Origin of the sequence: Aeromonas sp. EERV15 (genome assembly GCF_900079845.1) — a bacterium.
Lineage (GTDB): Bacteria > Pseudomonadota > Gammaproteobacteria > Enterobacterales > Aeromonadaceae > Aeromonas > Aeromonas sobria.
Genome location: NZ_FKKY02000001.1, coordinates 228060 through 252013 on the forward strand (window position 1 = coordinate 228060; position 23954 = coordinate 252013).

Here is a 23954-nt window from a genome sequence, read left to right on the forward strand (position 1 = left end):
CTAGAGACGGGTTGAGAAGCGGTATCCGGCTCCACGCACCGTCTGGATCAATCTGTCGTGCCCTGTCTCTTCAATCGCCTTGCGCAGGCGACGAATATGCACATCCACGGTTCTGTCTTCGACGTACACATTGGTACCCCAGACATTATTGAGCAGCTGCTCACGGCTATAGACCCGCTCGGGGTGGGTCATGAAGAAGTGCAGCAGCTTGAATTCGGTCGGCCCCATGTCGAGCGCCTTCTCTTCGGCACTGACCCGGTGGGAGACAGGATCCAGCTTCAGCCCCTGCACCTCGATCACCTCGTCCACCGAGGTGGGCGACACGCGGCGCATCACCGCATGGAGGCGAGCGGTCAGCTCCTTGGGAGAGAACGGCTTGGTGATGTAGTCGTCGGCACCGGCCTCCAGACCACGTACCTTGTCCTCCTCTTCACCGCGGGCGGTGAGCATCACCACCGGGATCTGGCGCGTCACCTCATCCTGCTTGAGCTGCTTGATAAACTGGATGCCACTGCCGCCCGGCATCATCCAGTCCAGCACGATGAGTTCGGGGTAAGGTTCGCACACCTTCGCCAGTCCATCGGCGTAATCTTCCGCTTCAATCGTCTCATATCCCTTCTGCTCCAGCACAAAGCAGAGCATTTCGCGGATCGGTGCTTCGTCCTCGACCACCAGAATTCGCTTAGCCATATCCCTTCTCTCTCCTGTGTGAAGATGGGTGCGCCAATTATTAGAACTTTCTGTGACACTTTTATGACTTTATGACAGGCGGGATGATAAAGGTTTTCAGATTCAGTTGGCAGCAGTGAATTGCAGCAGGTCCCAGCGGTTGCCACTGATGTCCTCGAACACCACTACCAGGCCGTAAGGCTCGCTACGTGGCTGTTCACAAAAATGAACACCATAGTCCAGCATGCGCTGGTAATCCCCCCAGAAGTCGTCGGTCTCGAGGAACAGGAAGACCCGGCCTCCTCCCTGCTGACCGATGGCAGCCTGCTGCTGCGGGTTGGCAGCGCGAGCCAGCAGCAGTGCAGAACCGGGGGCGCCTTTGGGGGCAACCCGTACCCAGCGCTTGCCCGGTTTGCCCGGCTCATCAAGCAGGGTATCTTCCAGCAGCTCAAAGCCGAGCCCTTCGGTAAAAAAGCCGATGGCCAGGTCGTAGTTGGCCACCAGCAGGGTCAGCGCCCCGATCGATTGTTTTGTCATCTTACTCTCTCGCATTCATTGATTTTTCGGAGGTTGGCGGCACGGTAGCACTGCGGTCAGTTCACTTCCACCCGGTTGCGGCCCCGCTTTTTGGCCTGATAGAGCGCCTCGTCGGCGCGCTTGAGCAACAGCTCCAGCGGATCCCCCTCACGCTCGGCCACCCCGAACGAGGCGGTGACCCGCAGGGCTAAAGGCCAATGGGGATAGGCGGCCAGCATGACCCGGAGCCGCTCGGCCAAGCTGGCGGCTCGCAGTTTATCGTAGTGGAAGCAGACCAGCACGAACTCCTCCCCACCCCAGCGCACCAGATGGCAGAGTGCATCACAGTGGCGCAGGATTTCGCTCACCAGATGCTTGAGCACCTCATCCCCCACCGGGTGGCCATGGGTGTCGTTAATCTGCTTGAAGTGATCCACATCGAGATAGATAAAGGAGCAAGCCAGCTCGTCTATCTCGGCTAACAAGTGTTCACCCCCCAACCGGTTGAGCGCGCCAGTCAGCGGATCATAACAGGCAGCCTCACGGGATCTGCGGCTCTCTTCGCTCAGGGTGAGGTTAAGGGCCTCCATCTCCAGTCGGGCCTGATTGGCATGCTGCAAGCGCCGGGTCATCGAGAGCTGATGGATGACAAAGACCGCACAACCATAGAGAAACCAGACCAGCAGGATCAACCGATAAAAGAGGCTGGCCTCAAGCCAGGGGCCATGAAACTGCAGCTCTTCGACCACCACCCCGTGCTTGCCGGGTAGCATATCGGAACCCGCTACCACCTCGATGGCATAGACCCGAGTCAGATTCGCCCCCTGCTGATGCAGTGGCACATTGTAACGCTTGATCCACCAGGTCGCCGGGGTGAAGACATCCAGCGGCACCTCATGGGTCTTACCGTAATCCGCCTGACGGAAGATTATCTCGTTGAATTTGGGTGCCAACGGATCGCCGGGAGGATTGTACTCCGGGGCATAGTTGCGCAGGTAAAAACGCCAATCCTGCTCACCCTTCCCGGTAAACCCCAGACGCACCCGCAGCGTGCCAAACCGGGCAAGATTGATCCCCTGCGCCGGAGGGGTCAGCGTGAGGATTAGGCCGCAGCCAGGATAGCTTTCCTGGCGGGCAGACAAGACACATTGCACACCGGGATGGCCAGCCGCAGACGGGGCATAACGGGCCGACCCCGGCGCAGCATCCGCGTCCTGCTGCACTGTGATAGAGAGTGGCCACGCCTTGATATCCAGTACCCGCTCCGGACCAAACTCGAACAGCAAGATACAACAGCCGGTCAGCATCAGCAGACACCAGAACAATGACTCGGTAAAACGGGAACTGAACCTGGCCATGCTGACCCCATTACACCTTTTATGGATGCATCCATTCATTATTGACCAGCAATGATCTGTGCCAGCCACCATGAACGAACCTGAAAAGACCATTAACCTCAGTCAAATATTAATAGCATCAATATGTTAGCATCCCATCTGCTGGTTTACCCACCACTACTGGTGGATGCCGCCCGGCAGACTGCAGGCGATAACGTTGCGGCGAGCACCCCAACTCCCGGTTGAACATGGCGATAAAGGCCGAGGTAGAGCCGTAACCGAGCCGCCAGCTGATCTCCTGAATAGGCATGTCTCCCTTGAGCCAGGCCAGCGCCTTGAGTAGTCGCAAGCGCGACCGCCACTGACCAAAGCTCATCCCCAGCTCCCGCAGGCAACGCCGTGCCAGGGTACGCTCGGTGGTGTGCAGTTGCCCGGCCCACTGCGCCAGGGTGCGGGGATCGGCAGGATCGCTGTGCAGCACTGCCAGCATGGGGGCCAGCAGCTTGTCCTGACTCATCGGCAGGTAATTCTCCTGACTGCGGGTACGGGTCAGTTTTTCTACCAGTAACTCGGCCTGATGCTGATCCCATGCATCCGCCATATGGCCTATCTTGCGTTCACAAAAATCGGCCAGCAGGGCCCGGATTAACGGTGTGAGCAACAGCAGCCTTGGCTCTGGCGGCAGCTTGGCCGCCAGCTGGTGGCTGACGTAGATGGAGGTGTAATCGAGGGCCTGCTCGTTGTAGGAGGTGTGATCGAGATCCGCCGGTACCCAAATCAGGTAGTCGGCAGGGGCCACCAGCCGCTGCTCCCCCAGCACTATCTCCATGATCCCCAGACTGATCATATTGAGCTGACCCCAGGGGTGGGAGTGCAGCACGGTCGCGCTGTCGGCCAGCACCTGTTGATAACTGAAATAGAGCGGATTGGGGGCGGGCAGATCGACATCTACCGGCTGATAGTGATGGGTTGCCATCAGCACTCCTTGTCAGCAAGAGAGAGGAGAGTCATCGATGCAACGCCCCTCGGGCATGGCGTCTGGACAAGATAAGTGGCAACAACAAGGTTCGGGTGAAACCAACGCCATTGAGTCGGGATAAGCAGTATCAGAAAGAGTTGTCTTTTCTGCTGGGTCATCTGTCTGTTTTACGCTACTTGATAATATAAAGACAATAGTAGACTTGGCCTCCTGATAATAAGGAGCATTTAATGCGAGTCTTTTCCCCCCTTCTCTTTCCGCTGATGGCGGTACTGATCTGGGCTACCAATACTGTGGTTTCCAAAGCCGCCGCCAGTGTCATCGACCCGGCCGCCATCTCTTTCTACCGCTGGCTGATCGCCGCCCTGGCGCTGACGCCATTCTGCCTGCCCCAGTTGTGGCGCCGCCGCCACGAAATCCGCCCCTGGTTTGGCAAGCTGCTGGTGCTGGCCGCGCTCGGCATGGTGCTGTTCCAGTGTCTGGCCTATTACGCGGCCCACAGCACCTCGGCCACCAACATGGGGGTGATCGGCTCGCTCATCCCGATGCTGACCCTGCTGTTGGGGGCCATGTTCTTTAGCCAGCACCCCGGCAAGCAGGCACTGGCTGGCATGCTCATCTCCCTGTTCGGGGTGTTCTGGCTGCTGAGCAAGGGCCAGCCGCTGGCGCTGTTGCACGATGGCATCAATCCGGGGGACGGCATGATGTTGCTGGGCTCTGTCAGCTATGCCCTCTATGGTCTGCTGGTTCGCCGCTGGCATCTGCCGTTCGGCCCCTGGCTCAACCTCTATATGCAGATCCTGTTGGCGGTATTGCTGCTGATCCCGGTCGCACTCTGCGCCGACTCGCTGGCGGTGCCTGCCGAAGGGTGGGGTCTGGTGCTGTTTGCCGGGCTGATCTCCTCCCTGATCCCCCCCTACTGCTGGATGCGCGCCATCGTCTGCCTCGGAGCCGCCCGTACTTCGGTCTTTATGAACCTGCTGCCGCTCTGTACCGCGCTCATCGCCGTCATCAGTCTGGGGGAGCCGATCCACGGCTATCACCTGCTGGGTGGCGGTCTCATCCTGGGTGGGGTCATGGCCTCCCAGCTCAAGAGACGTGCGCCGGTGGCCGAACGGGAAGCCGCTTGAAATTGCACTGCGTCCAGAAACAACAAGGGAGCCAATGGCTCCCTTGTTGTTGCTGCAATGCTTGCCAGTGGGCGCCTCAGCCCGCCCGGCGCCAGCGGTAGCGCCGCTCCGGCCGACCCCGCTGACCATAGTTGAGATCCACATCCACCCGATCTTCCGACTCCAGATACTCCAGATAGCGGCGCGCCGTGGTGCGGCTGAGGGACAGCCGCAGCGCCACCGTATCGGTGGAGAAGACGTTGTCCGGTTCACCGGCCAGCAAATCCAGCACCTGACGCAGGGTGATGCTGTCGATCCCCTTGGGGGTGATACGCACCTCCTTGGGCTGGGAGCGGCCACCTTTGCCCAACAGCTTGTCGAGATCTTCCTGCTCCAGCCGTCCCCGTTCACCCAGCTTGCGGTGCAGTTGCAGGATCTCGTCCAGACTCTGCTGGATGCGAAACAGCCGCAATGGCTTGATGACGTAGTCATGAACCCCCAGATTGAGGGCCTGCTGGATGGTCTCTACATCCCGCGAGGCAGTCACCATAATGACGTAGGCTTCGCGGTTGTGGCTGCGCAGACGGCTCACCCACTCAAGGCCGGAGCCATCGGGCAGGGAGACATCCACCAGCAGCAGTTGGGGCACAGCACCGGCCATCATGGCATCGGCCTGGGCCAAAGTACCGGCCCGGCCCAGCAGCGCGAAGCCTGACGTAGCCGCCACCAGCTCTGCCAAGATGGCACCGATCCGATCATCATCTTCAATAACAAGCGTGATTATTGGGTCCATGGCTCACATTAATTGGTTTTTATTCAAGTAGATACCAAACAGGGTGGTCTGCTCGGCGGTTCGTCGCCATTCTATCACACCCTCACGTCGCCCCACGGTCTCCTTGACCAGGAACAGGCCAACCCCGTGATCACCACTCTGGCGGCTCACCCCGTAATCGAACAGATGATCGGCCAGCTCTTCATCCACCCCTTCGCCGCTGTCCTCTACCTCAATCACCAACCGCCGCCCCACATCGCACAGAGAGAGCAGCACCCGGGGCGGCCGCTGCTGCCGATTGCGCCAGGCCGCCTGCAGGCCGTTGTCCAACAAGTTACCAATGAGCGTGATGAGATCGGCCGAGACCGAGGCCGGATACTCCGCCAGCGCCGAGTCGGGATCGAGCTCCAGGGTCACCCCCAGCTCGCGGGCCCGGCTGAACTTGCCAAGAATAAGCCCCGCCACCGGTTTGTTGTCGATTAACCGCAGCAACTCCTGCAACATGGTCTGGCACGCTTCGTTCTCCTGCTGGATCAGCTCCACCGCCTGATCCACATGACCCAGCTGCAACAGGCCAGAAAGGCTGCTCAGCTTGTTGGCAAACTCGTGGCTCTGCATCCGCAGCATCTCGGCATACTGACGCAAGTGGGTCACCTGCACCCCCAGACTGGCGGCCACTTCAGGTCGGCTGAAGATCAGCAGCCGACCCGGTACCTTGCCCTGCACCGCCTGCCAGCGACCAACGAAGGACTCCCCCTGAATGGTGAAACTCACCTCCCCGGCTTCCTGATCCAGACAGGGGGCAAGCGGCGGCACCAGCTCCGCCAGTGACTGCCCCAGCAGAGCGTGACGCCCAGTGGCCGGCAACCGTAGCTGATAACTGGCGGTACTGTTGATCATGCTGATATGGCCGTGGCCATCAAGGGCAATCACCCCTTCGGTGATGTGCTCCAGCACCAGATCCTGCAGGGTGAAGCGCCGCACAATGGTCTCTGGCTCCAGATCCAGCAAGGTCTTGCGCAGCAGGTATTGCACCCAGAGCGCCAGCAGCAGGCCGCACCCCAGCACCGCTACTATGGCGCTGATAAGCAGGGCCACCCGCTCCATATAGATACCCTCCACCTGCTGCATCAGATAACCGACCACCACAGCCCCCATGGTGCGGCCATCCGCCCCCAGCACCGGCGAGAAGCAGCGGATCGCCAATCCCATGGTACCCCGATCCTTGGAGCAGTAGCTGCGCCGCTCCTGCAACGCGGGCCAGATATCCTCGCCACGGAACTTCTGCCCCACCAGCTCCGGCTTGGGATGGCTGAGACGACGACCATGTTCGTCGGTCACCACCATATAGGTGGCGTCGGTGCGGCTACTGACGCCCTCCATATAATCCCGCAGAGTAGGATCACCCCCCTTGCGCAAGGCTGCTACCACCCGGGTGTCGGCCGCCATGACCCGGGCCAGATCGCTCCCCTTCTCCTGCAGGTTGCTCTCCAGCAGATGGCGGATAAAGAGGGCGAGCAGACTACCCAGGATGAGGATCAGCAGCAGGGAGAGCCCGAGTGAAAGGGTGACCAGCTGATGGCGAAGTTTCATGCAAGAACCTTAAAACGTCAGGATGCGACCCAATAGTGCGGATGCCACCAGGTCTGGTCAATCAAAGGTGCCGGATCGCCACTAAAATCGGCCAATCCCTCCTCGCGGGCAACCAGTGCCACCGCGCTGGCGACCGCCCGGGCCACCTCCCCAACCTGTTCGATGGGGGGTAACAACCGCCCAGCCAGCAACGGATAGGCTCCGACCGCCCGCACTGCGGCCAGCAACATGCCATCGCTGATGCGGCGCGCCTTGACCGCGCAGGCCCCCAGACCAATACCCGGAAAGACATAGACGTTGTTGCACTGGGAAACCACCCGCCGATCCCCTGCCACAATCACCGGCGCAAAGGGGCTGCCTGTGGCCAGCAGAGCGCGGCCAGCGGTGGCCTCCCATACCTGCTCGGGTGTTGCCTCGGCGCTGCGGGTCGGGTTGGAGAGCGGCAGGATCACCGGCTGCTCGCACACCTCCCCCATCGCCTGCAACACCTCACGGGTAAAGAGGCCACCCTGGCCGCTCACCCCGATCAAGACCGCCGGGCGCACTTGGCGGATGGTCTCCAGCAGCGAGCTGTTGGCCTCCTCCACGGCGCGGGCAAATGGCTGCTGGGCACGGGTCAGAGTGGGACGATCGCCACAAACCACCCCATCCTGATCAAACAGCCAGACGCCATCGCTGCCCCCCGCCAGCTGGGCCAGCATGGCGGCGATGCCGCAACCGGCAGAGCCCGCGCCGACAATCAACACAGGGGCATCACGCAAAGAGGTGCCCGCCTGCTGCAAACCGGCCAGCACGCAGGCAGAAGCCACCGCCGCCGTGCCCTGGATGTCATCGTTGAACATGCAGAGCTCATCCCGATAGCGGGTCAGCAGGTTGGCGGCATGTTTGCCGGCGAAATCCTCAAACTGCAGCACAACTTGCGGCCAGCGTTTGCGAATGGCAGCCACCACCTGATCCATGAAGTGGTAATAGCTCTCGCCATCGATGCGCTGGGATTGCCAGCCAAGGTAGGAGTCATCCTCCAGCAGCTCGGGGTTGTTGGTGCCCACATCGACACAGAGCGGCAGGGTGCGCGCTGGGTTGATGCCGCCAGCAGCAGAGTAGAGCGCCAGCTTGCCGATGCAGATCCCCATGCCACCGATGCCGAGATCGCCAAGCCCCAGCACCCGCTCCCCATCGGAGATGACGATCACGTCCACCTCCTGCTCCACCGACTCGAGGATATCGTCCAGATCATCCCGATCGTGCCAGGAGAGGTAGAGGCCGTGGCTGCGCAGATAGAGGTCACTGTGGCGCTGGCACGCCTCCCCCACCACCGGGGTATAGATGATCGGCAGCAGTTCCGGCAGGTGGTGGCGCACCAGATCGTAGAAGAGCACCGGGTTGTCCTCCTGCAGCTGGCGCAGCAGCAGGTGTTGATCGAACGGGCTCTGCATGGCACTGACCAAGCGATAGATCCGGCGCCGCTGCTGGGAGAGGGACTCCTCTTTGTGGGGCATGCGACCGCGCACACCTTGGCGCTTGCGTTCTGCATAGGGCAGGCTGGTGCCCATCATGATGTCGTTCATGTCTGTTTCCTGTATTCGGTGATCACGCGATAAGAGAGATAAGGGCAGTGGCCAAAATCAGCATCACAGCACCGCCAAGACGAGAGGAGATCTGGGCAAACGGCATCAGCTTCATCCGCTGGGCCGCAGAGAGCACCGCCACATCGCCGGTGCCGCCCATGTTGGCCATGCAGAGCCCGCCAGTGATGGCCGCCTCGATGGGATAGAAACCGATCATCCGGCCCACCAGCGCCGCACCGAGGGCGCCACCGATCACGGTGACCATGACCAGCACGAAGTAGCTGATGGAGAAGGCGCTAACAAGCTCCGGAATACTGGTGTAGGCGACCCCGATCCCCACCAGCAGGGAGGGGGTAAGATTGCTCACCACAAACTGATACCAGTCGGCCGCCGCCTGCTCATAACGGCGCGGCAACAGGCCGCTCACCTTGATAAAGGCAACCGCCAGGATCATCAGGGCGAAGGGGTGCATGGGGATGAAGTTGCCCAGCAATGAACCCAACACGAACATGCTGGAGCTGATAAAGAGCCCCATCCCCAAACTCTGCAGGGTCGGTGCTTCCACCTGCTCGTCAGCAAGGCTCTCGCCATTATCCTTGATCATCAGCTTGCCGTTGCCGGTCAGGGAAGGGTAACGGCGACCGAGCCGCACCAGCAGGGAGCCCACCAGAATCGCCAGGGTATTGGCGATCACCACCGCTGGCACCATCCGTGACAACAGATCGGCACTGGACATCTGCATCGGGCCGGAGAGGATCTCTACCAGAGGCACAGCTCCCGCCCCCATGCCGCCCCCCATGATCGGCAGGCCAATCAGCAGCACGGCATTCTTGAAGCCATAGCCCATCAGGGAGCCGACGAAGCCAACACTCAACAGTGCCAGCGTCACGCCACCGAGGATCACCGGCAGATAGCGCATGGCAGCATTTTTCAGCAACGCACTGCTCATGCCAAACACCGAACCGGTCACCAGACTAGCGATAAAGAAGTTGAGAAAGCCCCCCTCCTTCATGAAGTTGGTGATGACCTGCCCCGCCTGCACCGGCAGCAGCTGATATTCAAACAGGGCGGCGCCGCCAAAGATGGCGAGAATGGTGCCGCCCCCCAGATATTCGCGGATCGGCATGATCCGCTCACCCAGCTCGGTCAGCAGGGTGCCCAGCACGAACATCAGTGCCAGCGCACCGACCATGCCAAGGGGCAATGAGCCATTCCAGCCGGAAAATAGAACGCAGGTCGCCAGCCCGAGAAATATAAAGAGCGGCATACCGGCAATTTGTTGGCCGCCCAGCAGGGCGGCCTTTTCTTGTGTGGTTTGTAGGGTCGAGAGGTTTTTCATTGTTATGTGCTCTGCGTGTGATTGTGGCTGCTACTTTATTGATCCCCCATCCCGCTGTCGGTTAGCCAGACTGCAAAGCCATATAAAAACATTAAAAACTTAAACATCATGACGCTGCCCGACCCCGTAATCCAATACCCTGCAAGTCACGGCGGCGATACCCGGCAAAGGGCTTGGGGGATAAATCGAGCGACGCGAATGACCGTTGTTTTATTGCAAAGTACTAATAGCGCCAGAATGGTCTGGTTATGTTGAAGCAATAACAGAGCCAGATGAAAAGCCTCGCGACCATGCCCTCCCATCAACCACCATGAGTGACATTCAGCGGGTTTAACCATAAGAACGAAGTGACTGTAACCGCTGGCTACACTGGGTTTTCAAGGCAAAGAGGGGGGGCGCGGCGGCAGGAGGGGAGAGCAAACGGAGATAATTAACATAACGATGAGCCAAGCCAGCGAATACCACAGCACTGGCTTGAACTCACAAGGCTTGCACACGATCAGGTCTATTCTGCCAACAACAGTGGAATATTGGCGGGGTCAAAATCATGACTGATATCGGTACTTCTGACAGTGCCCTCCCGATTCATCCCATGATGTGACTCTGCACCGTATTCCCCATCACTCAACAGCGTTTCAATTGCCAGATACACACATCCACTGTCATATCCATCCACAACCGGTTTCCCCTTATTTTATAACCCCATCAATATTAGCGGATAAAAAAAGCGCTGCTCGCTGAACCTGAAAATTTCATGAAAATATCCGCCGGATATCCTCCATTCATGGCGCTATCTCGGGAGCGATAAAAGAGCCACAAGCGGATAAGTGCCGCAAATAATATCAGGGGCTCGAATGCCACTTACCCACCCCGACGAAAGATCCGACCAGAAACATGATCCGAATCACACTATTTACTTAGCCTGCTAAACAAGTAGAATACTTAGCAGGCTAAGTACGTTAAGGATGAGAAGATGACGGATCTGGAAAGGTTGCGCGAGCTGTCGCTCGCCGAGCAGATAGCGCGGATGCACCGGCTATGGCGTACTGCCGCCGATCTGGAGCTGGCCCCCCTTGGCCTCACCCATCCCCGCTGGACCGCACTGTGGAAGCTCTCCCGCATGGGAAACCATGTCAGCCAGAAGACCCTGGCCGAAGCCCTCGAAATAGAACTGCCCTCCCTGATGCGCACCCTGGGCCAGCTGGAAGAGCAGGGGCTGATTGAACGCCACTGCTGCAGTCAGGACAAGCGGGCCCGCATCGTCTGTGTGACCCCGGCTGGCCAGACCCTGCTCGATCAGATCGCCGACCGCATCATGAATATCCGCCGGGAGCTGCTGGGGGGCATCGACGAACAGACCCTGCAACTGTTTGAAGCCACGGTGCAGCGGATCTCGGCCAACGCCATCAGCAAAATTGAACAGCACCACGACCGACAGGCAGGAGGCGATACAAGCCCTCCCGAGACCGACACAGAGAGAGAATAAGATGACCCCGGATCAACAATTTACCCGCTGGATCAAATGGTCCATGGCCGGCTTTGCCGCCCTTTTTGCCTATTTTCTGATAGCCGATCTGCTGATGCCCCTCACCCCTCAGGCGATGGCGACTCGGGTGGTGACCAAGCTGGCCCCCCAGGTGAGCGGCAAGGTGATCGAGGTCGCCGTGCACAACAACCAGCAGGTCAAGAAAGGGGATCTGCTGTTTACGCTCGATCCCGAGCCCTTCGCGCTGGCAGTGGAGCAGGCCCGCCTGGCTTTGGCACAGGCCGAACAACAGAACAGTGAACTTGATGCCGCGCTGACGGCCGCCGTTGCCGACATCAACGCCAAGGAGACCCTGGCCAACCAGAAGTGGCGCGAGGCTGAGCGCACCGATGCCCTGTTTCAACGCCATATGGTTTCGCTACAACAAAAAGATGAGGCTGACAGCACCCTGCGCAGCGCGCAGGCCAACCTGCGCGCCAGTCAGGCCAAACTGGCCCAGATCCAAGCCAGCCGTGGTGTGATGGGCGATGGCAACCTGCTGCTGCGCCAGGCCAGCAACAAGCTGGCGCAAGCGGAGCTGGCCCTCTCTTACAGCCGGGTCCACGCGGATCAGGATGGCACCATCACCAACCTGCAGCTCAAGCCGGGCAGTATCGCCAGCGCGGGCAACCCGCTGCTGGCGCTGGTATCGGAACAGGTGGATGTCATTGCCGATTTTCGGGAGAAGAGCCTGCGCCATGTCGGCGAGCAAACCCGCGCACTGGTCGCCTTCGATGGCGAGCCGGGTCAGATCTATTCTGCCCGGGTGAGTAGTCTGGATGCCGGGGTGAGTGCCGGTCAGTTTGATGCCAATGGTCGGCTGGCTGCACCGGTGGAGTCGGATCGCTGGGTACGGGATGCCCAGCGGATGCGGCTGCACCTTGAGCTGGACCAGCTCCCCGACCATCTGCCAGCCGGTGCGCGGGCCACGGTGCAACTGCTGCCGGACAATGCCCTGACTGCCATGCTGGCACGGGGCCAGATCCACCTGCTCAGCCTGCTGCACTATGTCTATTAAGCAAGTGTCTACTAACAACGTGTCTACTCATCACGCCATTCAGCCGTCGGCCAATACCGCCTCGGCCCACCCCAGCGGCGGGGCTGCCTCCCACCTCTGGTATCGGCCCCTCACTGGTAACGAGCTGCGCCAGTGCCTGCGCATCGCCTTTGGCTGCACCACGGGCTTTCTGCTCTGCAAGCTGTTTGGCTGGGGTTACGGGGTCTTCTACACGGTCACTCCCGTGCTGCTGCTGGGGATGGTGCCGGTGATGAATGGCCATGCAGCGCGCCAGCTGATCGCGGCGGCGGTGGTCTGTGGTGTGGAGGTCGGCCTGTTGGGAGGGCTGTTTGGCAGCCATCCGGCGCTGATGACCCCCATCGCCTTTCTGCTGTTTCTCTACCGTTTCGCCGCCATGTCGCGGGGTAGCCTGTTTCTGTTCGGGGCCAACGGGGTGCTGAGCCTCAGCATCATGCTGCACTTTGCCAGCTATCCGCAGACCGACCTCAACGATCTGATCCTCAACAATACCTGGGCGAGCGTGCTGTCAGTGCTGATCGCCTATCTGATGACCATGCTGATCCCCGATGTGGAAGCCAGACCCAAGCCCACCTCTGCCCCCAAGGCGCCGCACCGGATGCGCCACGAGGCGCTGCTGGGAGCCACGGTTGCCACCCTGTCGTTTCTGGTGTTTCAGGTGTTTGACCTGCGCGACTCCATGTCTGCCCAGGCCACCACCTTGCTGGTGCTGTTCCCCATGCACTGGAACGGCGCCCTCAGTTATGCCCGCAAACGGGCGATGGGCACCTTGCTGGGGGTCACCTTCGGCCTACTCGGCCAGCTGGTGCTCTATGACTGGTCAGGACAACTGTTGCTGGTCGCCCCGCTGCTGTGGCTCGGCGCCATGCTGTTCAGCCATGCCCACGTCAAGGAGGCAGGCGGCTCGGGGGTCGGCTTTGGCGCCCTCACCACCCTCGGCATTCTGTTTGGCCAATACCTCACCCCGGGTAACGATCTGGTGTTCAGCGCCCTCTACCGGGTGAGCAGCATCCTGTTTGCCATCGTCGTCACCCTGCTGGCCTGCTACCTCGTCCACCGGCTGCTCAACCGCTGCGAGGCGACCCGCTTTGGCTATTGATTTCCGGTCGGGATGTAGAGGCCAAACCCGGACTCCATTGAACAGTTTTCATCCGGCAGCGGCGATATATGACGCCGCCCGCCCGAACCGTGCTACTGTGCCCCCTCACTTACCGGCTGCTTGCGCTCTGCACCTGATGACAGGCTTGTCATGCAAAAGAGTCACCCGCCTGGGCACCCCTTGCCTCCCTCTCATCCTCAACCTGACGTTGCCAGATCGGCTGTATTGACCCGATGCCATAAGGCGCATCTCCCCCTGTCGCAGCCTGCTCTCACTGTTGCCATATGCGTTTCACTCTCTTTTATTGCGACAATGGTCAGCCCGACGGTAACCCGCTTCAAGCCATTCGCCTGAGGCTGCCTGCTGTTTGGCGCTGCCCTGCCGCCAACACAGGACACACCGCCATGATTGCCTACCTCATTCTGGTTCATCGCTATCCCGACCAGTTCAAGCGCCTGTTCAAGGCGATTTACCACGACAGTAATCACTACCTGATCCACGTCGATAAAAGCTCGGGCCCTGAGCTGCAGCAGGAGATCGCCGGATTCCTTAGCGACTATCCCAATGCCTCGCTGCTCGCGAGCAAGAATGCGCTGTGGGGAGGATACAGTCTGGTGGATGCCGAATTGCGCGGCATAGCGGCACTGCTGAAACAGGGTGTGGAATGGGAGTTCTTCATCAATCTGAGCGCCCAGGACTTTCCGCTGCGCACTCAGGAGCAAATCCACCGCTTCTTGCGCGACCACAGCGGCAAAGATTTCCTCAAAGTGCTCGATCAACGCAAACTGCGCCCCGATACCCTGCACCGCATCGATCACTATGTGACCGAGACTGAGCGGGAACTGATCTGTGAACAGGTCGCCACCCGCCCCTATCTGGAGGGGGTCATCCCCTACATTGGCAACCAGTGGATGATCCTGAGCCGCGCATTCTGTGAGTTTGTCAGCCACAGCCCCGAGGTGGATCGCTTCAAAAGCTTCTACCAGAACACCCTGATCGCCGATGAGGGGTTCTTCCAGACAGTGATCATGAACACCAGCTATCAGGGCCGCATCGTCAACGACGACAAGCGGGCCATCGACTGGATCCCCATGGGAGACATCAAGCTAAGGCCGCGGGACTATCTGGCGGAAGATGCCACGGCCCTGCTGCAAAGCGATCATCTGTTCGCTCGCAAGTTCGATGAGACCATCGACAGCCAGATCCTCGACATTCTGGAAGGGGTGCTGGCCCAACCGGTGGCAGATACCGCCCGAGCCGAGCCTGCGCTGGCGTGAGGCTCCGGACAACTACCGACGCAGACGCCAGAGCAGCCATTGCAGATCATCATCAAGCTGTTAGTCTCATGCTCGGATGACATAAATGGGACTGCAATCATGAAAAAAGCTCATATGATGACCATCGGCATGCTGGCGATCGGGGGGCTCGCTGGCTGTAATCAGGGTAATTCCCTCTCCGTCACCGGTGGCGAGCCGGTCAGCTACCAGTGCGAGCAGGGCAAGAAGGTGCAGGTGCGCTACTTCTCCCTCTCCGACGAGAGCCTCGGCTTTATCAAGTTGTCGCTGCCCGATGGCAAGGATTACACCCTGCCCCAGGCCATCTCGGCCTCCGGTGCCCGCTATACGGACGAGCATGAGGCCGTCTGGTGGAACAAGGGGAGTGAGGGCTTTGTCGAGATGCGTGACAAAAACGGTGAGTGGCAGACCGTCTATCGTGACTGCAAACAGCAATAAACGTAACCCCGGCCTGGCCGGGGTCTCTGTTTCGCTGGTATCAGAGTGCCGGGGGGATCAGTTGATCTCGATGTCGAAGCGGTTGATCACCTCGACCGGAATGGCATCCGGGTTGCCCTCTGCCGGGCTATAGCGGATCCGCGAAAGGGTCGCCAGCGCGCTCTGCTCCAGCTCGCCGGGGGGATCAGCGGCCACCACTTGCGGCTTGATTGGCGTACCGTTGGAGTCGATCTGGTAACGCACTTCCACGAATCCCTTGACTGGTTTGGCAGGCAATACCGGTTGATCATCACCGAACCATGACCACTTATTTTCCTGAATCCAGTAGCTGGAAAGCTGCTCAAGGGGGATAACGATCGGAGCGCGCTCGCGCGCCACCTCCTGACGGGATGAGCACCCCAACAACAGTGTCACTGCCAGACCTGACCATACTGCGACTTTCCACTTCATATAACGCTCCCTGTTCTTTGCCGGCTCTTGTTGCCGGACTGCAGGACGCTCAACGCGCGCCCCAATTGGTCAGTCACCCATCCTAACGAAAAAGTATTCGTATGAACATGAACAAAAGGGCCAACCCCGAGAGGTTGGCCCTTTTATCGTCAATGGGCTCATTAGTCAGCCGGTGGCATCAGCCGCGCTTGTCGCTCACCACCAGCCAGAGCGCATGGACCATGCCAGGCAGACCGCCCAGCAGGGTCAGCACAATGTTGATTAAAAAGTGCAGGCTAAAACCCACCTGAATAAAAGCACACACAGGGGGCAGGAAAATGGCCAACAGGATCTTGAGCAGATTGTTCATCTCGGCTCTCCTCGTCAATGATGTCGTCGAAACAGGGATGGGCTAACCATAAACATCCCGGTCTTCAACTGCAAACCAGACAGGGGATCCGCTCACCCGTTTCACGCCAGGCGTTGAGGTCGTGGATCTGCTGATTGCTGCTGCCACGCCACAGCAGACCCGGGTCCGCCAGCGCTTTTTCAAAGCGGCCATCCACCAACACATCCAGCAAGGCAACCAGCTCGCGCTGGGCAGCGGAGAGCTCGCCCAGCCGATAGCCGGTCCAGCACCAGATATCCTTGCCCGGACACTCGGCGCGCACCCGCTTCACCAGCGCCAGCACGTGGGGCACGTTGGCAGGGTGGAGCGGATCGCCGCCGGAGAGCGACAGACCTCGCCGTTTGATGCGGCTGTCGTTGAGATCCGCAATGATGCGATCGCTCATCGCCTCATCGAACGGCTGGCCGCCATCGAGCCGCAAGGTGCTCTGGTTATAGCAGCCCGGGCACTGATGCTCGCAACCCGAGACAAATAGGGTGGCGCGGGTGCCGGGGCCGTTGATCACATCGACCGGGTAGTACTGGTGGTAGTGCATCTCAATTTTCCAGTGCGCTATAAAATCGCAGTAAATCTGAAGCAGCTCATTCCCTAATCGTCAGAATCCATCTCTAGGTATGAAAAACCTTTATGCTGATAGAGTCTTAACACTGGTTTCGCATCACAAAACTCACAATCAAAATAGACCTTAAGCCCATCTCTTCTTCTACTTGGATTCCCTTCCAAAGTCGTATCAGTAGACATGCTCAAATGTTCAACCGTCACCTTTAAGCCTGTTGCAGCATCTTCTTCTCTAGAAAAGACCTCAACCTTCCTATGATGCAGATAATTGCCTCCACAACCGGGACATAAAAGTTCAAGGTCTATATTGCTAAATTTTGGTGTCACTCTAAGCCTCCTTGCTCACATATGTTTGACGCGGCGCTTCACTTCTTCCTGCTTGCCCGCATTGAAGGGGCGCGCATCCGGGCTGCCGAGGTAGCCGCAGACACGGCGGGTCACCGACACCTTGGCGGGGTCGTGGTTGCCGCAGCGCGGGCAGGTAAAGCCCTTGGAAGTGCACTCGAACTCGCCGGTAAAGCCGCAGTCGTAGCACTCGTCGATGGGAGTGTTGGTACCGTAATAGGGCACCTTGTCATAGCTGTAGTCCCAGACGTTTTCCAGCGCTTCCAGATTGTGCTGGATGTTGGGGTACTCGCCATAGCAGATGAAGCCGCCGCTGGCGATGGGCGGATAGGGCGCCTCGAAGTCCAGCTTGTCGTACGGGTTGACCTGCTTCTCCACATCGAGGTGGAAGCTGTTGGTGTAGTAACCCTTGTCGGTCACGCCGGATACCACGCCAAACTCTTTGGCATCGATGCGGCAGAAACGGGTGCAGAGGTTCTCGCTCGGGGTGGAGTAGAGGCTGAAACCGTAGCCGGTCTCGTCCTTCCACGCATCGGTCGCCGCCTTGAGACGCTCGATGATGGCGATCGCCTTTTGGCGCAGCATCTCGCTATCGAACAGATGGGTATCGCCGCCAAACAGGGCATTGATGGTCTCGTGCACCCCGATATAACCGAGCGAAATCGAGGCGCGGCCGTTCTTGAAGATCTCGCTGACGTTATCGTCTGCCTTCAGACGCACACCGCAAGCCCCTTCCATATAGAGGATCGGCGCAACCCGGGCCTTGACCCCGTCGAGCCGCTCGATACGGTACATCAGCGCCTTCTTGGCCACCCGCAAGGCAGCATCCAGACGATCCCAGAAGTCCGCTTCATCACGGGATTTCAACGCGATACGCGGCAAGTTGAGGCTCACAACGCCAATATTGTTACGGCCTTCGTGGATCAGCTCACCATTCTCCTCGTACGCGCCAAGGAAGGAGCGGCAGCCCATGGGGGTCTTGAAGGAGCCGGTTACCTTCACTACCTGGTCGTAGTTGAGGATATCCGGATACATCCGTTTGGAGGCACACTCCAGCGCCAGCTGCTTGATGTCGTAGTTGGGGTCCCCGACCTTATGGTTGAGGCCATCCTTGATGGCGAACACCAGTTTCGGGAACACCGCAGTTTTCTTGTTCTTGCCAAGGCCAGCGATGCGGTTGCTGAGGATGGCGCGCTGGATCAGGCGCGACTCCCAGCAGTCGCCCAGGCCAAAGCCGAAGGTGACAAACGGGGTCTGACCGTTAGCGGTGTGCAGGGTGTTTACTTCGTATTCCAGCGACTGGAAGGCGTCGTAGCACTCTTTCTCGGTGCGGGCCATAGCGTAGGCGTCCACATCGGCAATGCCCCACTCTTCGGCCACTTCACGGTGCTTCTGCCAGCTGATGGTCACATAGGGAGCCAGCACCTCGTCGATGCGGTTGATGGTGGTGCCGCCATAGATGTGGCTCGCCACCTGGGCGATGATCTGGGCAGTCACGGCAGTGGCGGTGCTGATCGATTTCGGGGTATCGATCTCCGCATTGCCCATCTTGAAGCCGTGGGTCAGCATCCCCTTCAGGTCGATCAACATGCAGTTGAACATCGGGAAGAAGGGAGAGTAGTCGAGATCGTGGAAGTGCAGATCACCGCTCTCGTGAGCCTGAACCACATCACGGGGCAGCATGTGGCTGGTGGCATAGTGCTTGGCGACAATACCGGCCAGCAGGTCGCGCTGGGTCGGGATCACCTTGGAGTCTTTGTTGGCGTTTTCGTTGAGCAGGGCGGCGTTGGTCTGCTCGACCAGACCACGGATCTCCTGCGCCAGACGACCGCGCGCCTCACGGGCCTGATCCCGATCGTGGCGATATTCGATATAGGCACGGGCGATGGCCTTGTCGTCGGAGGCCATCAGGTGGTTTTCGACCCGGTTCTGGATCTCGTGGATATCGACTTCACCACGCCCTTCCAGCTCCTGACTGACCGCGCTTGAGATACGCAGTGCCAGAGCCGAACTGGCCTGATTGACCGCGTCTGCCGCACGGCTGACCGCCTCTGCAATCAGCTGGGCATTGAATGGTGCGCGACATCCGTCACGTTTGATCACAACCGGTTTCATCGATTTTCCCCGTTAAAAGGCCAGGCAACCTGCCCTTGGCTCACCCTTGTTGGGCCCCCCTCCCGGCGTCTCATCCTGGACACAAATAAATTCAGCCGAGGCTTGACAAACCTGGGCTGAAGATAGGAAGGGAACAGCTTATGCACAGCTTAATAACACAACATATAGGGATTAAAAACGAATGCATGCCCATATGTGGTGTCTATTAGGCACCAAAGCGCCTCCTCATTTCTTGATCCAGAACAGGTTTTTCAGCGAGCGGGACAGTTCACGACCAACCACAAAAAGCTCCAATCGAATCAAACCTCAAGCGTGGTGCGGGCTGGCGTCCGATCCTGAGACCTGAAAAAAAAATCGCGTCTCGCTGCACCAATTTCGGGATGACAGTGCCAGCTAAAACCACACATACTGAGCAGGTACACACTATCCCTTGATACCGGAGCCGTTATGCTCAAGTCGCTGCTGTTACTGCTGCTGACCAGCCTATCTTTACCGCTCTATGCCGCCCATATTCTGGTGATCAGCAGTTACCATCCCGAATACCGCTGGGACCAGAGTTATAACAAAGGCTTGCTGGACGGATTAGATGGGGAACATCAGATTTCTCACTTCTATATGGATACCAAACGCCATCCGCGGGAGGAGTTTGATGAAATCGCCCAACGGGCCATCGACTTCTATCTCAAGAGCAAACCGGATCTGGTGGTACTGGGGGATGACAATGCCATCAACTATCTGGCCAACGAGATCGCCTCACTGGGCACCCCAGTGGTCTTTCTCGGCATGAACGAGAACCCCCGCCTCAAGGGCTTTGTCGGCCACCCCAAGATCACCGGCGTGCTGGAACGCCCCCTGCTCAAACGCAACATCAGCGAGATGAGCCAGCTGATGGGTGGTATCAAGAAGGCGCTGGTGCTGTTTGATTCCAGCAATGTCGCGCTCACTGCCATCGAGGATGAATTCAAGACCCAGACCGAACTGCGGGTCGGCCAAACCCGGGTCAATAGCCAGCTGATGGGCGACTACAGCCTCTGGCAGGAGGCGGTGCTCAACGCCAAGAAGAACGGCTATCAGGCGATCTTCCTCGGCCTCTACCACACGCTCATCGACGAGCAGGGCAAGCATGTGAGCGAACAGACGGTGCTGGAGTGGACCAGCGCCAACAGTCCGGTACCCGTTTTCTGCTTTTGGGAGTTTACCGTCGGCAAGGGGATGGCCATCGGCGGGCTGGTGCTGGACGGCCACGATCAGGGGATGCAAGCGGCCTCCCTGATCAACACCATACTGGCGGGCACCCTGCCCCGCACCCTCTCCCCGCGCGCGGCCCTACGCGGCGAGTATGTCTTCAGCAAGAGCGAACTGGCCCGCTGGCAGCTCACCGTGCCCGACAAATGGCGCCACAAGATCCTCTGGCGTGAGTGACCGCCCAAACAAAAAAGAGAACCCGGCCATGCCGGGTTCTCTTTTATCGGGTGCTGCGGTCAGCAGGCTTGGTGAGGGCTATTCAGCCCTGCAATGCCTGTTGCAGCTCCTCTTCGGTCCAGATGGTGATGCCGAGCTCCTGAGCCTTGATCAGCTTGGAACCGGCGGCTTCCCCCGCTACCAGCACATCGGTCTTGGCAGATACCGAACCCGCCACCTTGGCACCCAGCGCCTGCAGCGCCGCCTTGGCATCGTTGCGAGAGAGGATGGTCAAGGTACCGGTCAGCACAAAGGTCTTGCCAGCAAAGGGCTGCTCGCTTGCCTCTTTCTGCTCGATCACTGGCCAGTGGATGCCTGCGGCCAGCAAGGCCTCCAGCACCTCCACGTTGTGGGGTTGGCGCAAGAAGTAGTAAACATGCTTGGCTACCACGTCCCCCACATCGGCGACCGTTAGCAGCTGCTCTACCGAAGCGGCGCGCAGGGCATCCAGGGTGAGGAAGTGATTGGCCAGATTAAGCGCGGTCGCCTCCCCCACCTCGCGGATCCCCAAGGCAAACAGGAAGCGCGGCAGGGTGGTGCTGCGCGCCTTGTCGATGGCAGCGACCAAATTGAGCGCTGACTTTTGCCCCATCCGCTCAAGACCGGCCAACTGGATGGCGTTGAGGCGAAACAGATCGGCCGGGGTCTTCACCAGTCCCTTGTCCACCAATTGATCGACAATCTTGTCGCCGAGGCCATCCACATCCATGGCGCGGCGCGCCGCGAAGTGCTTGAGCGCCGCCGCACGCTGCGCCTCGCAGAACAAACCACCGGAGCAGCGGGCAACCGCTTCCCCTTCCAGCCGCTCGACCGCAGAGCCACAGACCGGACACTCGGTCGGGAACAGGATCGCGCGGGCATCAAAGGGGCGCTGCGCCTCCACCACGGCGACGATCTGCGGGATCACGTCACCGGCACGGCGCACGATCACCGTATCGCCGATCATCACGCCGAGACGCTCAATCTCGTCGGCATTGTGCAGGGTGGCGTTGGAAACGGTGACGCCGCCAACGAACACAGGTTTGAGTTTGGCCACCGGGGTCACGGCGCCGGTCCGGCCAACCTGAAATTCGACGTTCTCCAGCTCCGTCATCTCCTCTTGGGCTGGGAACTTGTGGGCGGTCGCCCAGCGCGGTGCGCGGGCGACAAAGCCCAGCTCCTCTTGCAGGGCGATGGCATCGACCTTGTAGACCACCCCATCGATCTCATAGGGCAGCTCGCCACGGCGGAGCAGAATGTCGTCGTGGAACGCCTGACAACCGGCGGCCCCCTCTTTGAGCTTCACCTCAGCGCTGAGCGGCAGCCCCCACGCTTTGAGCTGATTGAGACGACCAAAGTGGGAGTCGCCCAGCTGATCGCCACCCACGCCAACCCCGTAGGCATAAAAGCTCAGGGGACGGCTGGCGGTAATGCGCGAATCGAGCTGACGCAGGCTGCCAGCAGCCGCGTTACGCGGGTTGACGAACACCTTCTCGCCAGCAGCCAGCGCCTTGGCGTTCATCGCCTCGAAACCGGCCTTGGGCATAACAACTTCGCCACGCACTTCCAGCCGGGCGGGCCAGCCAGTACCACGCAAGACCAGCGGAATGGCCTTGATGGTACGCACGTTTTCGGTGATCTCCTCACCGGTGGCGCCATCACCCCGGGTGGCAGCCTGCACCAGCTGACCATCCACATAGAGCAGGCTTACCGCCAGACCATCGAGCTTGGGCTCGCAGCAGAAGGTGAAACGCACCTCACGCTTGAGGCGATCGCTCATCCGCTGCTCGAACGCCTGCAGCTCTTCGCTGCTGAATACGTTGTCCAGACTGAGCATGGGGATCTCGTGGCGCACCTGACTAAAAGCAGTCAGCGGCTGGCCGCCGACCCGCACGCTGGGTGATGCCGGGGTTTTCAGCTCGGGGTGGGCCGCTTCAAGTTCAAGCAGTTCGCGCATCAGGCGATCGTATTCGGCATCCGGTACTGTGGGGTTATCCAGCACATAGTACTGATGACCATATTCGGTAAGCAGTTCACACAATTGACGGTGGCGGGAGAGGGTTTCGCTCATGGAGAAGTCTCGAGGTGTGATTGAAAATCCAGCCAGGGGTAGAAATAAAAATGCGGCACCTGGGTACCGCACTTTTTATTCATTCGACCCGTATGGCGTATTAGTCGCGACTGGCCTCATAGGTAGCCAGTTCGTGACGGTAGCGGGCGATGGTTTCATCGCTCAACGGGCTACGATGCATATCCGTCAGCATGGCATCGAGATCGCTGGCCAGCTGGTCAGCCGCCTGCAGCATATCTTCGAACGCAAAGGCGGTATTGCTACGCAGCGGCAGTTGCATGAACAGCGACACGCCCGGGGTAGTAAATTGCTCCATCCGATACGGATTGAAGGTACCCGGCTTGACCATATTGATCATCGAGAAAAGCACTTCACCCTTGCCATTGGGATCTTCGTGACGGTGGAAAATATCCATCTCGCCGAATTTGAAGCCCAACGCCATCAAAGAGGCCAACAGGGTTGCCCCTTGCAGATCATGACCCGGACGGCCCATCAGGTTGATGACATAGACATCCTGCCAAATTTTCTCAACCGGTTGCGGCGCCATGCGCGGCTCTTCGACTACCGGAGCGGGAGCAACATAGACCGGCTCTTCATATACCGGCTCAGGCGCCACATAACGGGGCTGCGGCTGATATTGCGGCTCGGGGGCACGGAGCGGTTCTGCACGCACATTTTCGCTGCGCACACTCTCGGTACGGGCAGTCTCGGTTCTGGCTGCCTCGCTACGAACCCCAAAGGTCGGGGCGGTAGCATAAGCAGGCTCGACCAGCGGTTCGTCATCCAGTGACTGGATCATCGGTTCGCGCTGGGGACGAGTACGGTGTACCGGGGTGCGGCGGATCACCTGAGCGGGCTTGCGCACCGGGGCTGCAGGCACCTCGTCGGCAAGCTCTGGCAGAGGCTCGTCAAATTCGTCCTCTTCTTCCTGATACACAGGGGGTGGCGGAACCGGACGGGCAGCAGGCTTGCGAAGCACTGGCGGCGGCAGATCCTCTTCCTCGTCTTCATCATCAAACGCAGGAACAGTGGCACGACGAGCGAGCTCCGGCTGGCGGCTCTCTTCGCTGTGCAATTTGGGTTCGGCACGACGGCCAGCAGCGACCACGCGCACCTGGCCGATGCCATCGCTGTCGAAGCTGTCGTTATCACGATCCCGTGATTTCGAGTCCATTCGTCCGGCCGGTTTCTCTTTGATCGGCGCCTGACGATTCTTTTTGTTGCTCCACAACCCGTGAATGAGCAATGCCGCAATAGCAATACCGCCCAGGGCAACCAAGATGTAACGCAATTCCTGCATTAGCTGCTTCTC

22 protein-coding genes are annotated in these 23954 nt (G+C 59.5%); 7 read left to right on the plus strand and 15 right to left on the minus strand.

Features of this window, described 5'->3' with window-relative positions; all coding sequences use genetic code 11:
• The 4 genes from phoB to BN4575_RS01030 form a co-directional block, all read right to left on the minus strand.
• Window positions 1–690 (minus strand): phosphate regulon transcriptional regulator PhoB, encoded by a 690-nt coding sequence (gene phoB / locus BN4575_RS01015; RefSeq protein WP_042020121.1) that lies wholly within the window; start codon window positions 688–690, stop codon window positions 1–3.
• Between the two features lie 102 nt (window positions 691–792).
• The gene (locus tag BN4575_RS01020) at window positions 793–1206 is read right to left on the minus strand and encodes a VOC family protein (RefSeq protein WP_068976778.1); all 414 of its coding nucleotides are present in this window, start codon (window positions 1204–1206) and stop codon (window positions 793–795) included.
• Between the two features lie 56 nt (window positions 1207–1262).
• Window positions 1263–2543 carry a GGDEF domain-containing protein gene (locus BN4575_RS01025; protein ID WP_068976779.1) on the minus strand — a complete coding sequence of 427 codons (1281 nt, stop codon included), beginning with the start codon at window positions 2541–2543 and terminating at the stop codon, window positions 1263–1265.
• A gap of 118 nt (window positions 2544–2661) precedes the next feature.
• The gene (locus BN4575_RS01030; protein WP_068976780.1) at window positions 2662–3498 is read right to left on the minus strand and encodes a helix-turn-helix transcriptional regulator; all 837 of its coding nucleotides are present in this window, start codon (window positions 3496–3498) and stop codon (window positions 2662–2664) included.
• Between the two features lie 233 nt (window positions 3499–3731).
• On the opposite strand from BN4575_RS01030, the gene BN4575_RS01035 reads away from it, so the two are divergent.
• On the plus strand, window positions 3732–4631 hold the full coding sequence (locus BN4575_RS01035; RefSeq protein WP_068976781.1) for a DMT family transporter: 900 nt from the start codon (window positions 3732–3734) through the stop codon (window positions 4629–4631).
• Between the two features lie 76 nt (window positions 4632–4707).
• Here BN4575_RS01035 and BN4575_RS01040 read toward each other — a convergent pair whose 3' ends face one another.
• The 4 genes from BN4575_RS01040 to BN4575_RS01055 are packed head-to-tail and all read right to left on the minus strand — an operon-like array spanning window position 4708 to window position 9882.
• Window positions 4708–5403: a response regulator gene (locus tag BN4575_RS01040; protein ID WP_042020115.1), complete on the minus strand. Its 696-nt coding sequence runs from the start codon at window positions 5401–5403 to the stop codon at window positions 4708–4710.
• A gap of 3 nt (window positions 5404–5406) precedes the next feature.
• On the minus strand, window positions 5407–6975 hold the full coding sequence (locus BN4575_RS01045; RefSeq protein WP_068976782.1) for an ATP-binding protein: 1569 nt from the start codon (window positions 6973–6975) through the stop codon (window positions 5407–5409).
• A gap of 17 nt (window positions 6976–6992) precedes the next feature.
• Window positions 6993–8543, minus strand: coding sequence for an oxaloacetate-decarboxylating malate dehydrogenase (maeA, locus tag BN4575_RS01050; protein ID WP_068976783.1), 1551 nt, complete (start codon window positions 8541–8543; stop codon window positions 6993–6995).
• 22 nt (window positions 8544–8565) lie between these two features.
• Window positions 8566–9882, minus strand: a complete 1317-nt coding sequence (locus BN4575_RS01055) for a 2-hydroxycarboxylate transporter family protein (protein ID WP_068976784.1) — start codon at window positions 9880–9882, stop codon at window positions 8566–8568.
• Window positions 9883–10855: 973 nt separating this feature from the next.
• Between BN4575_RS01055 and BN4575_RS01060 the strand changes: the two genes are divergently transcribed.
• From BN4575_RS01060 to BN4575_RS01080, 5 genes are all read left to right on the plus strand, one after another.
• Entirely contained in the window at window positions 10856–11368 is a 513-nt protein-coding gene (locus tag BN4575_RS01060) for a MarR family transcriptional regulator (protein WP_068976785.1), read from the plus strand.
• Between the two features lies 1 nt (window position 11369).
• Window positions 11370–12425: an HlyD family secretion protein gene (locus BN4575_RS01065; protein ID WP_068976786.1), complete on the plus strand. Its 1056-nt coding sequence runs from the start codon at window positions 11370–11372 to the stop codon at window positions 12423–12425.
• Window positions 12426–12444: 19 nt separating this feature from the next.
• A complete protein-coding gene (locus BN4575_RS01070) occupies window positions 12445–13542 on the plus strand; it encodes a DUF2955 domain-containing protein (protein ID WP_256028854.1) in 1098 nt (365 codons plus the stop codon).
• 404 nt (window positions 13543–13946) lie between these two features.
• Entirely contained in the window at window positions 13947–14819 is an 873-nt protein-coding gene (locus tag BN4575_RS01075) for a beta-1,6-N-acetylglucosaminyltransferase (protein ID WP_068976787.1), read from the plus strand.
• 99 nt (window positions 14820–14918) lie between these two features.
• Window positions 14919–15275, plus strand: a complete 357-nt coding sequence (locus BN4575_RS01080) for an MliC family protein (protein ID WP_068976788.1) — start codon at window positions 14919–14921, stop codon at window positions 15273–15275.
• 57 nt (window positions 15276–15332) lie between these two features.
• Here BN4575_RS01080 and BN4575_RS01085 read toward each other — a convergent pair whose 3' ends face one another.
• From BN4575_RS01085 to nrdD, 5 genes are all read right to left on the minus strand, one after another.
• Entirely contained in the window at window positions 15333–15725 is a 393-nt protein-coding gene (locus tag BN4575_RS01085; RefSeq protein ID WP_068976789.1) for a TonB family protein, read from the minus strand.
• Between the two features lie 178 nt (window positions 15726–15903).
• Window positions 15904–16074 carry a YqaE/Pmp3 family membrane protein gene (locus BN4575_RS01090; RefSeq protein WP_005343870.1) on the minus strand — a complete coding sequence of 57 codons (171 nt, stop codon included), beginning with the start codon at window positions 16072–16074 and terminating at the stop codon, window positions 15904–15906.
• Window positions 16075–16138: 64 nt separating this feature from the next.
• Entirely contained in the window at window positions 16139–16648 is a 510-nt protein-coding gene (nrdG, locus tag BN4575_RS01095; RefSeq protein ID WP_068976790.1) for an anaerobic ribonucleoside-triphosphate reductase-activating protein, read from the minus strand.
• 53 nt (window positions 16649–16701) lie between these two features.
• The gene (locus BN4575_RS21590) at window positions 16702–16998 is read right to left on the minus strand and encodes a hypothetical protein (protein ID WP_141689680.1); all 297 of its coding nucleotides are present in this window, start codon (window positions 16996–16998) and stop codon (window positions 16702–16704) included.
• A gap of 15 nt (window positions 16999–17013) precedes the next feature.
• A complete protein-coding gene (gene nrdD / locus BN4575_RS01100) occupies window positions 17014–19131 on the minus strand; it encodes an anaerobic ribonucleoside-triphosphate reductase (RefSeq protein WP_068976791.1) in 2118 nt (705 codons plus the stop codon).
• Window positions 19132–19578: 447 nt separating this feature from the next.
• Here nrdD and BN4575_RS01105 point away from each other — a divergent pair, with 447 nt between their 5' ends.
• A complete protein-coding gene (locus BN4575_RS01105) occupies window positions 19579–20553 on the plus strand; it encodes an ABC transporter substrate-binding protein (RefSeq protein ID WP_068976792.1) in 975 nt (324 codons plus the stop codon).
• 82 nt (window positions 20554–20635) lie between these two features.
• Here BN4575_RS01105 and ligA read toward each other — a convergent pair whose 3' ends face one another.
• A complete protein-coding gene (ligA, locus tag BN4575_RS01110; protein ID WP_068976793.1) occupies window positions 20636–22642 on the minus strand; it encodes an NAD-dependent DNA ligase LigA in 2007 nt (668 codons plus the stop codon).
• Between the two features lie 100 nt (window positions 22643–22742).
• Window positions 22743–23942 (minus strand): cell division protein ZipA, encoded by a 1200-nt coding sequence (gene zipA / locus BN4575_RS01115; RefSeq protein ID WP_068976794.1) that lies wholly within the window; start codon window positions 23940–23942, stop codon window positions 22743–22745.
• Between the last annotated feature and the right edge of the window lie 12 nt (window positions 23943–23954).

Bases quoted from the DNA above. Each gene is read 5' to 3' on its own strand.
- phoB (WP_042020121.1), bottom strand. From the start codon at position 690: ATGGCTAAGCGAATTCTGGTGGTCGAGGACGAAGCACCGATCCGCGAA.
- BN4575_RS01090 (WP_005343870.1), bottom strand. From the start codon at position 16,074: ATGAACAATCTGCTCAAGATCCTGTTGGCCATTTTCCTGCCCCCTGTG.
- BN4575_RS01045 (WP_068976782.1), bottom strand. From the start codon at position 6,975: ATGAAACTTCGCCATCAGCTGGTCACCCTTTCACTCGGGCTCTCCCTG.
- maeA (WP_068976783.1), bottom strand. From the start codon at position 8,543: ATGAACGACATCATGATGGGCACCAGCCTGCCCTATGCAGAACGCAAG.
- BN4575_RS01065 (WP_068976786.1), top strand. From the start codon at position 11,370: ATGACCCCGGATCAACAATTTACCCGCTGGATCAAATGGTCCATGGCC.
- nrdD (WP_068976791.1), bottom strand. From the start codon at position 19,131: ATGAAACCGGTTGTGATCAAACGTGACGGATGTCGCGCACCATTCAAT.
- BN4575_RS01030 (WP_068976780.1), bottom strand. From the start codon at position 3,498: ATGGCAACCCATCACTATCAGCCGGTAGATGTCGATCTGCCCGCCCCC.
- BN4575_RS01080 (WP_068976788.1), top strand. From the start codon at position 14,919: ATGAAAAAAGCTCATATGATGACCATCGGCATGCTGGCGATCGGGGGG.
- ligA (WP_068976793.1), bottom strand. From the start codon at position 22,642: ATGAGCGAAACCCTCTCCCGCCACCGTCAATTGTGTGAACTGCTTACC.
- BN4575_RS01025 (WP_068976779.1), bottom strand. From the start codon at position 2,543: ATGGCCAGGTTCAGTTCCCGTTTTACCGAGTCATTGTTCTGGTGTCTG.
- BN4575_RS01035 (WP_068976781.1), top strand. From the start codon at position 3,732: ATGCGAGTCTTTTCCCCCCTTCTCTTTCCGCTGATGGCGGTACTGATC.
- BN4575_RS01060 (WP_068976785.1), top strand. From the start codon at position 10,856: ATGACGGATCTGGAAAGGTTGCGCGAGCTGTCGCTCGCCGAGCAGATA.
- BN4575_RS01055 (WP_068976784.1), bottom strand. From the start codon at position 9,882: ATGAAAAACCTCTCGACCCTACAAACCACACAAGAAAAGGCCGCCCTG.
- BN4575_RS01085 (WP_068976789.1), bottom strand. From the start codon at position 15,725: ATGAAGTGGAAAGTCGCAGTATGGTCAGGTCTGGCAGTGACACTGTTG.
- BN4575_RS01075 (WP_068976787.1), top strand. From the start codon at position 13,947: ATGATTGCCTACCTCATTCTGGTTCATCGCTATCCCGACCAGTTCAAG.
- BN4575_RS01020 (WP_068976778.1), bottom strand. From the start codon at position 1,206: ATGACAAAACAATCGATCGGGGCGCTGACCCTGCTGGTGGCCAACTAC.
- zipA (WP_068976794.1), bottom strand. From the start codon at position 23,942: ATGCAGGAATTGCGTTACATCTTGGTTGCCCTGGGCGGTATTGCTATT.
- BN4575_RS01040 (WP_042020115.1), bottom strand. From the start codon at position 5,403: ATGGACCCAATAATCACGCTTGTTATTGAAGATGATGATCGGATCGGT.
- nrdG (WP_068976790.1), bottom strand. From the start codon at position 16,648: ATGCACTACCACCAGTACTACCCGGTCGATGTGATCAACGGCCCCGGC.
- BN4575_RS01105 (WP_068976792.1), top strand. From the start codon at position 19,579: ATGCTCAAGTCGCTGCTGTTACTGCTGCTGACCAGCCTATCTTTACCG.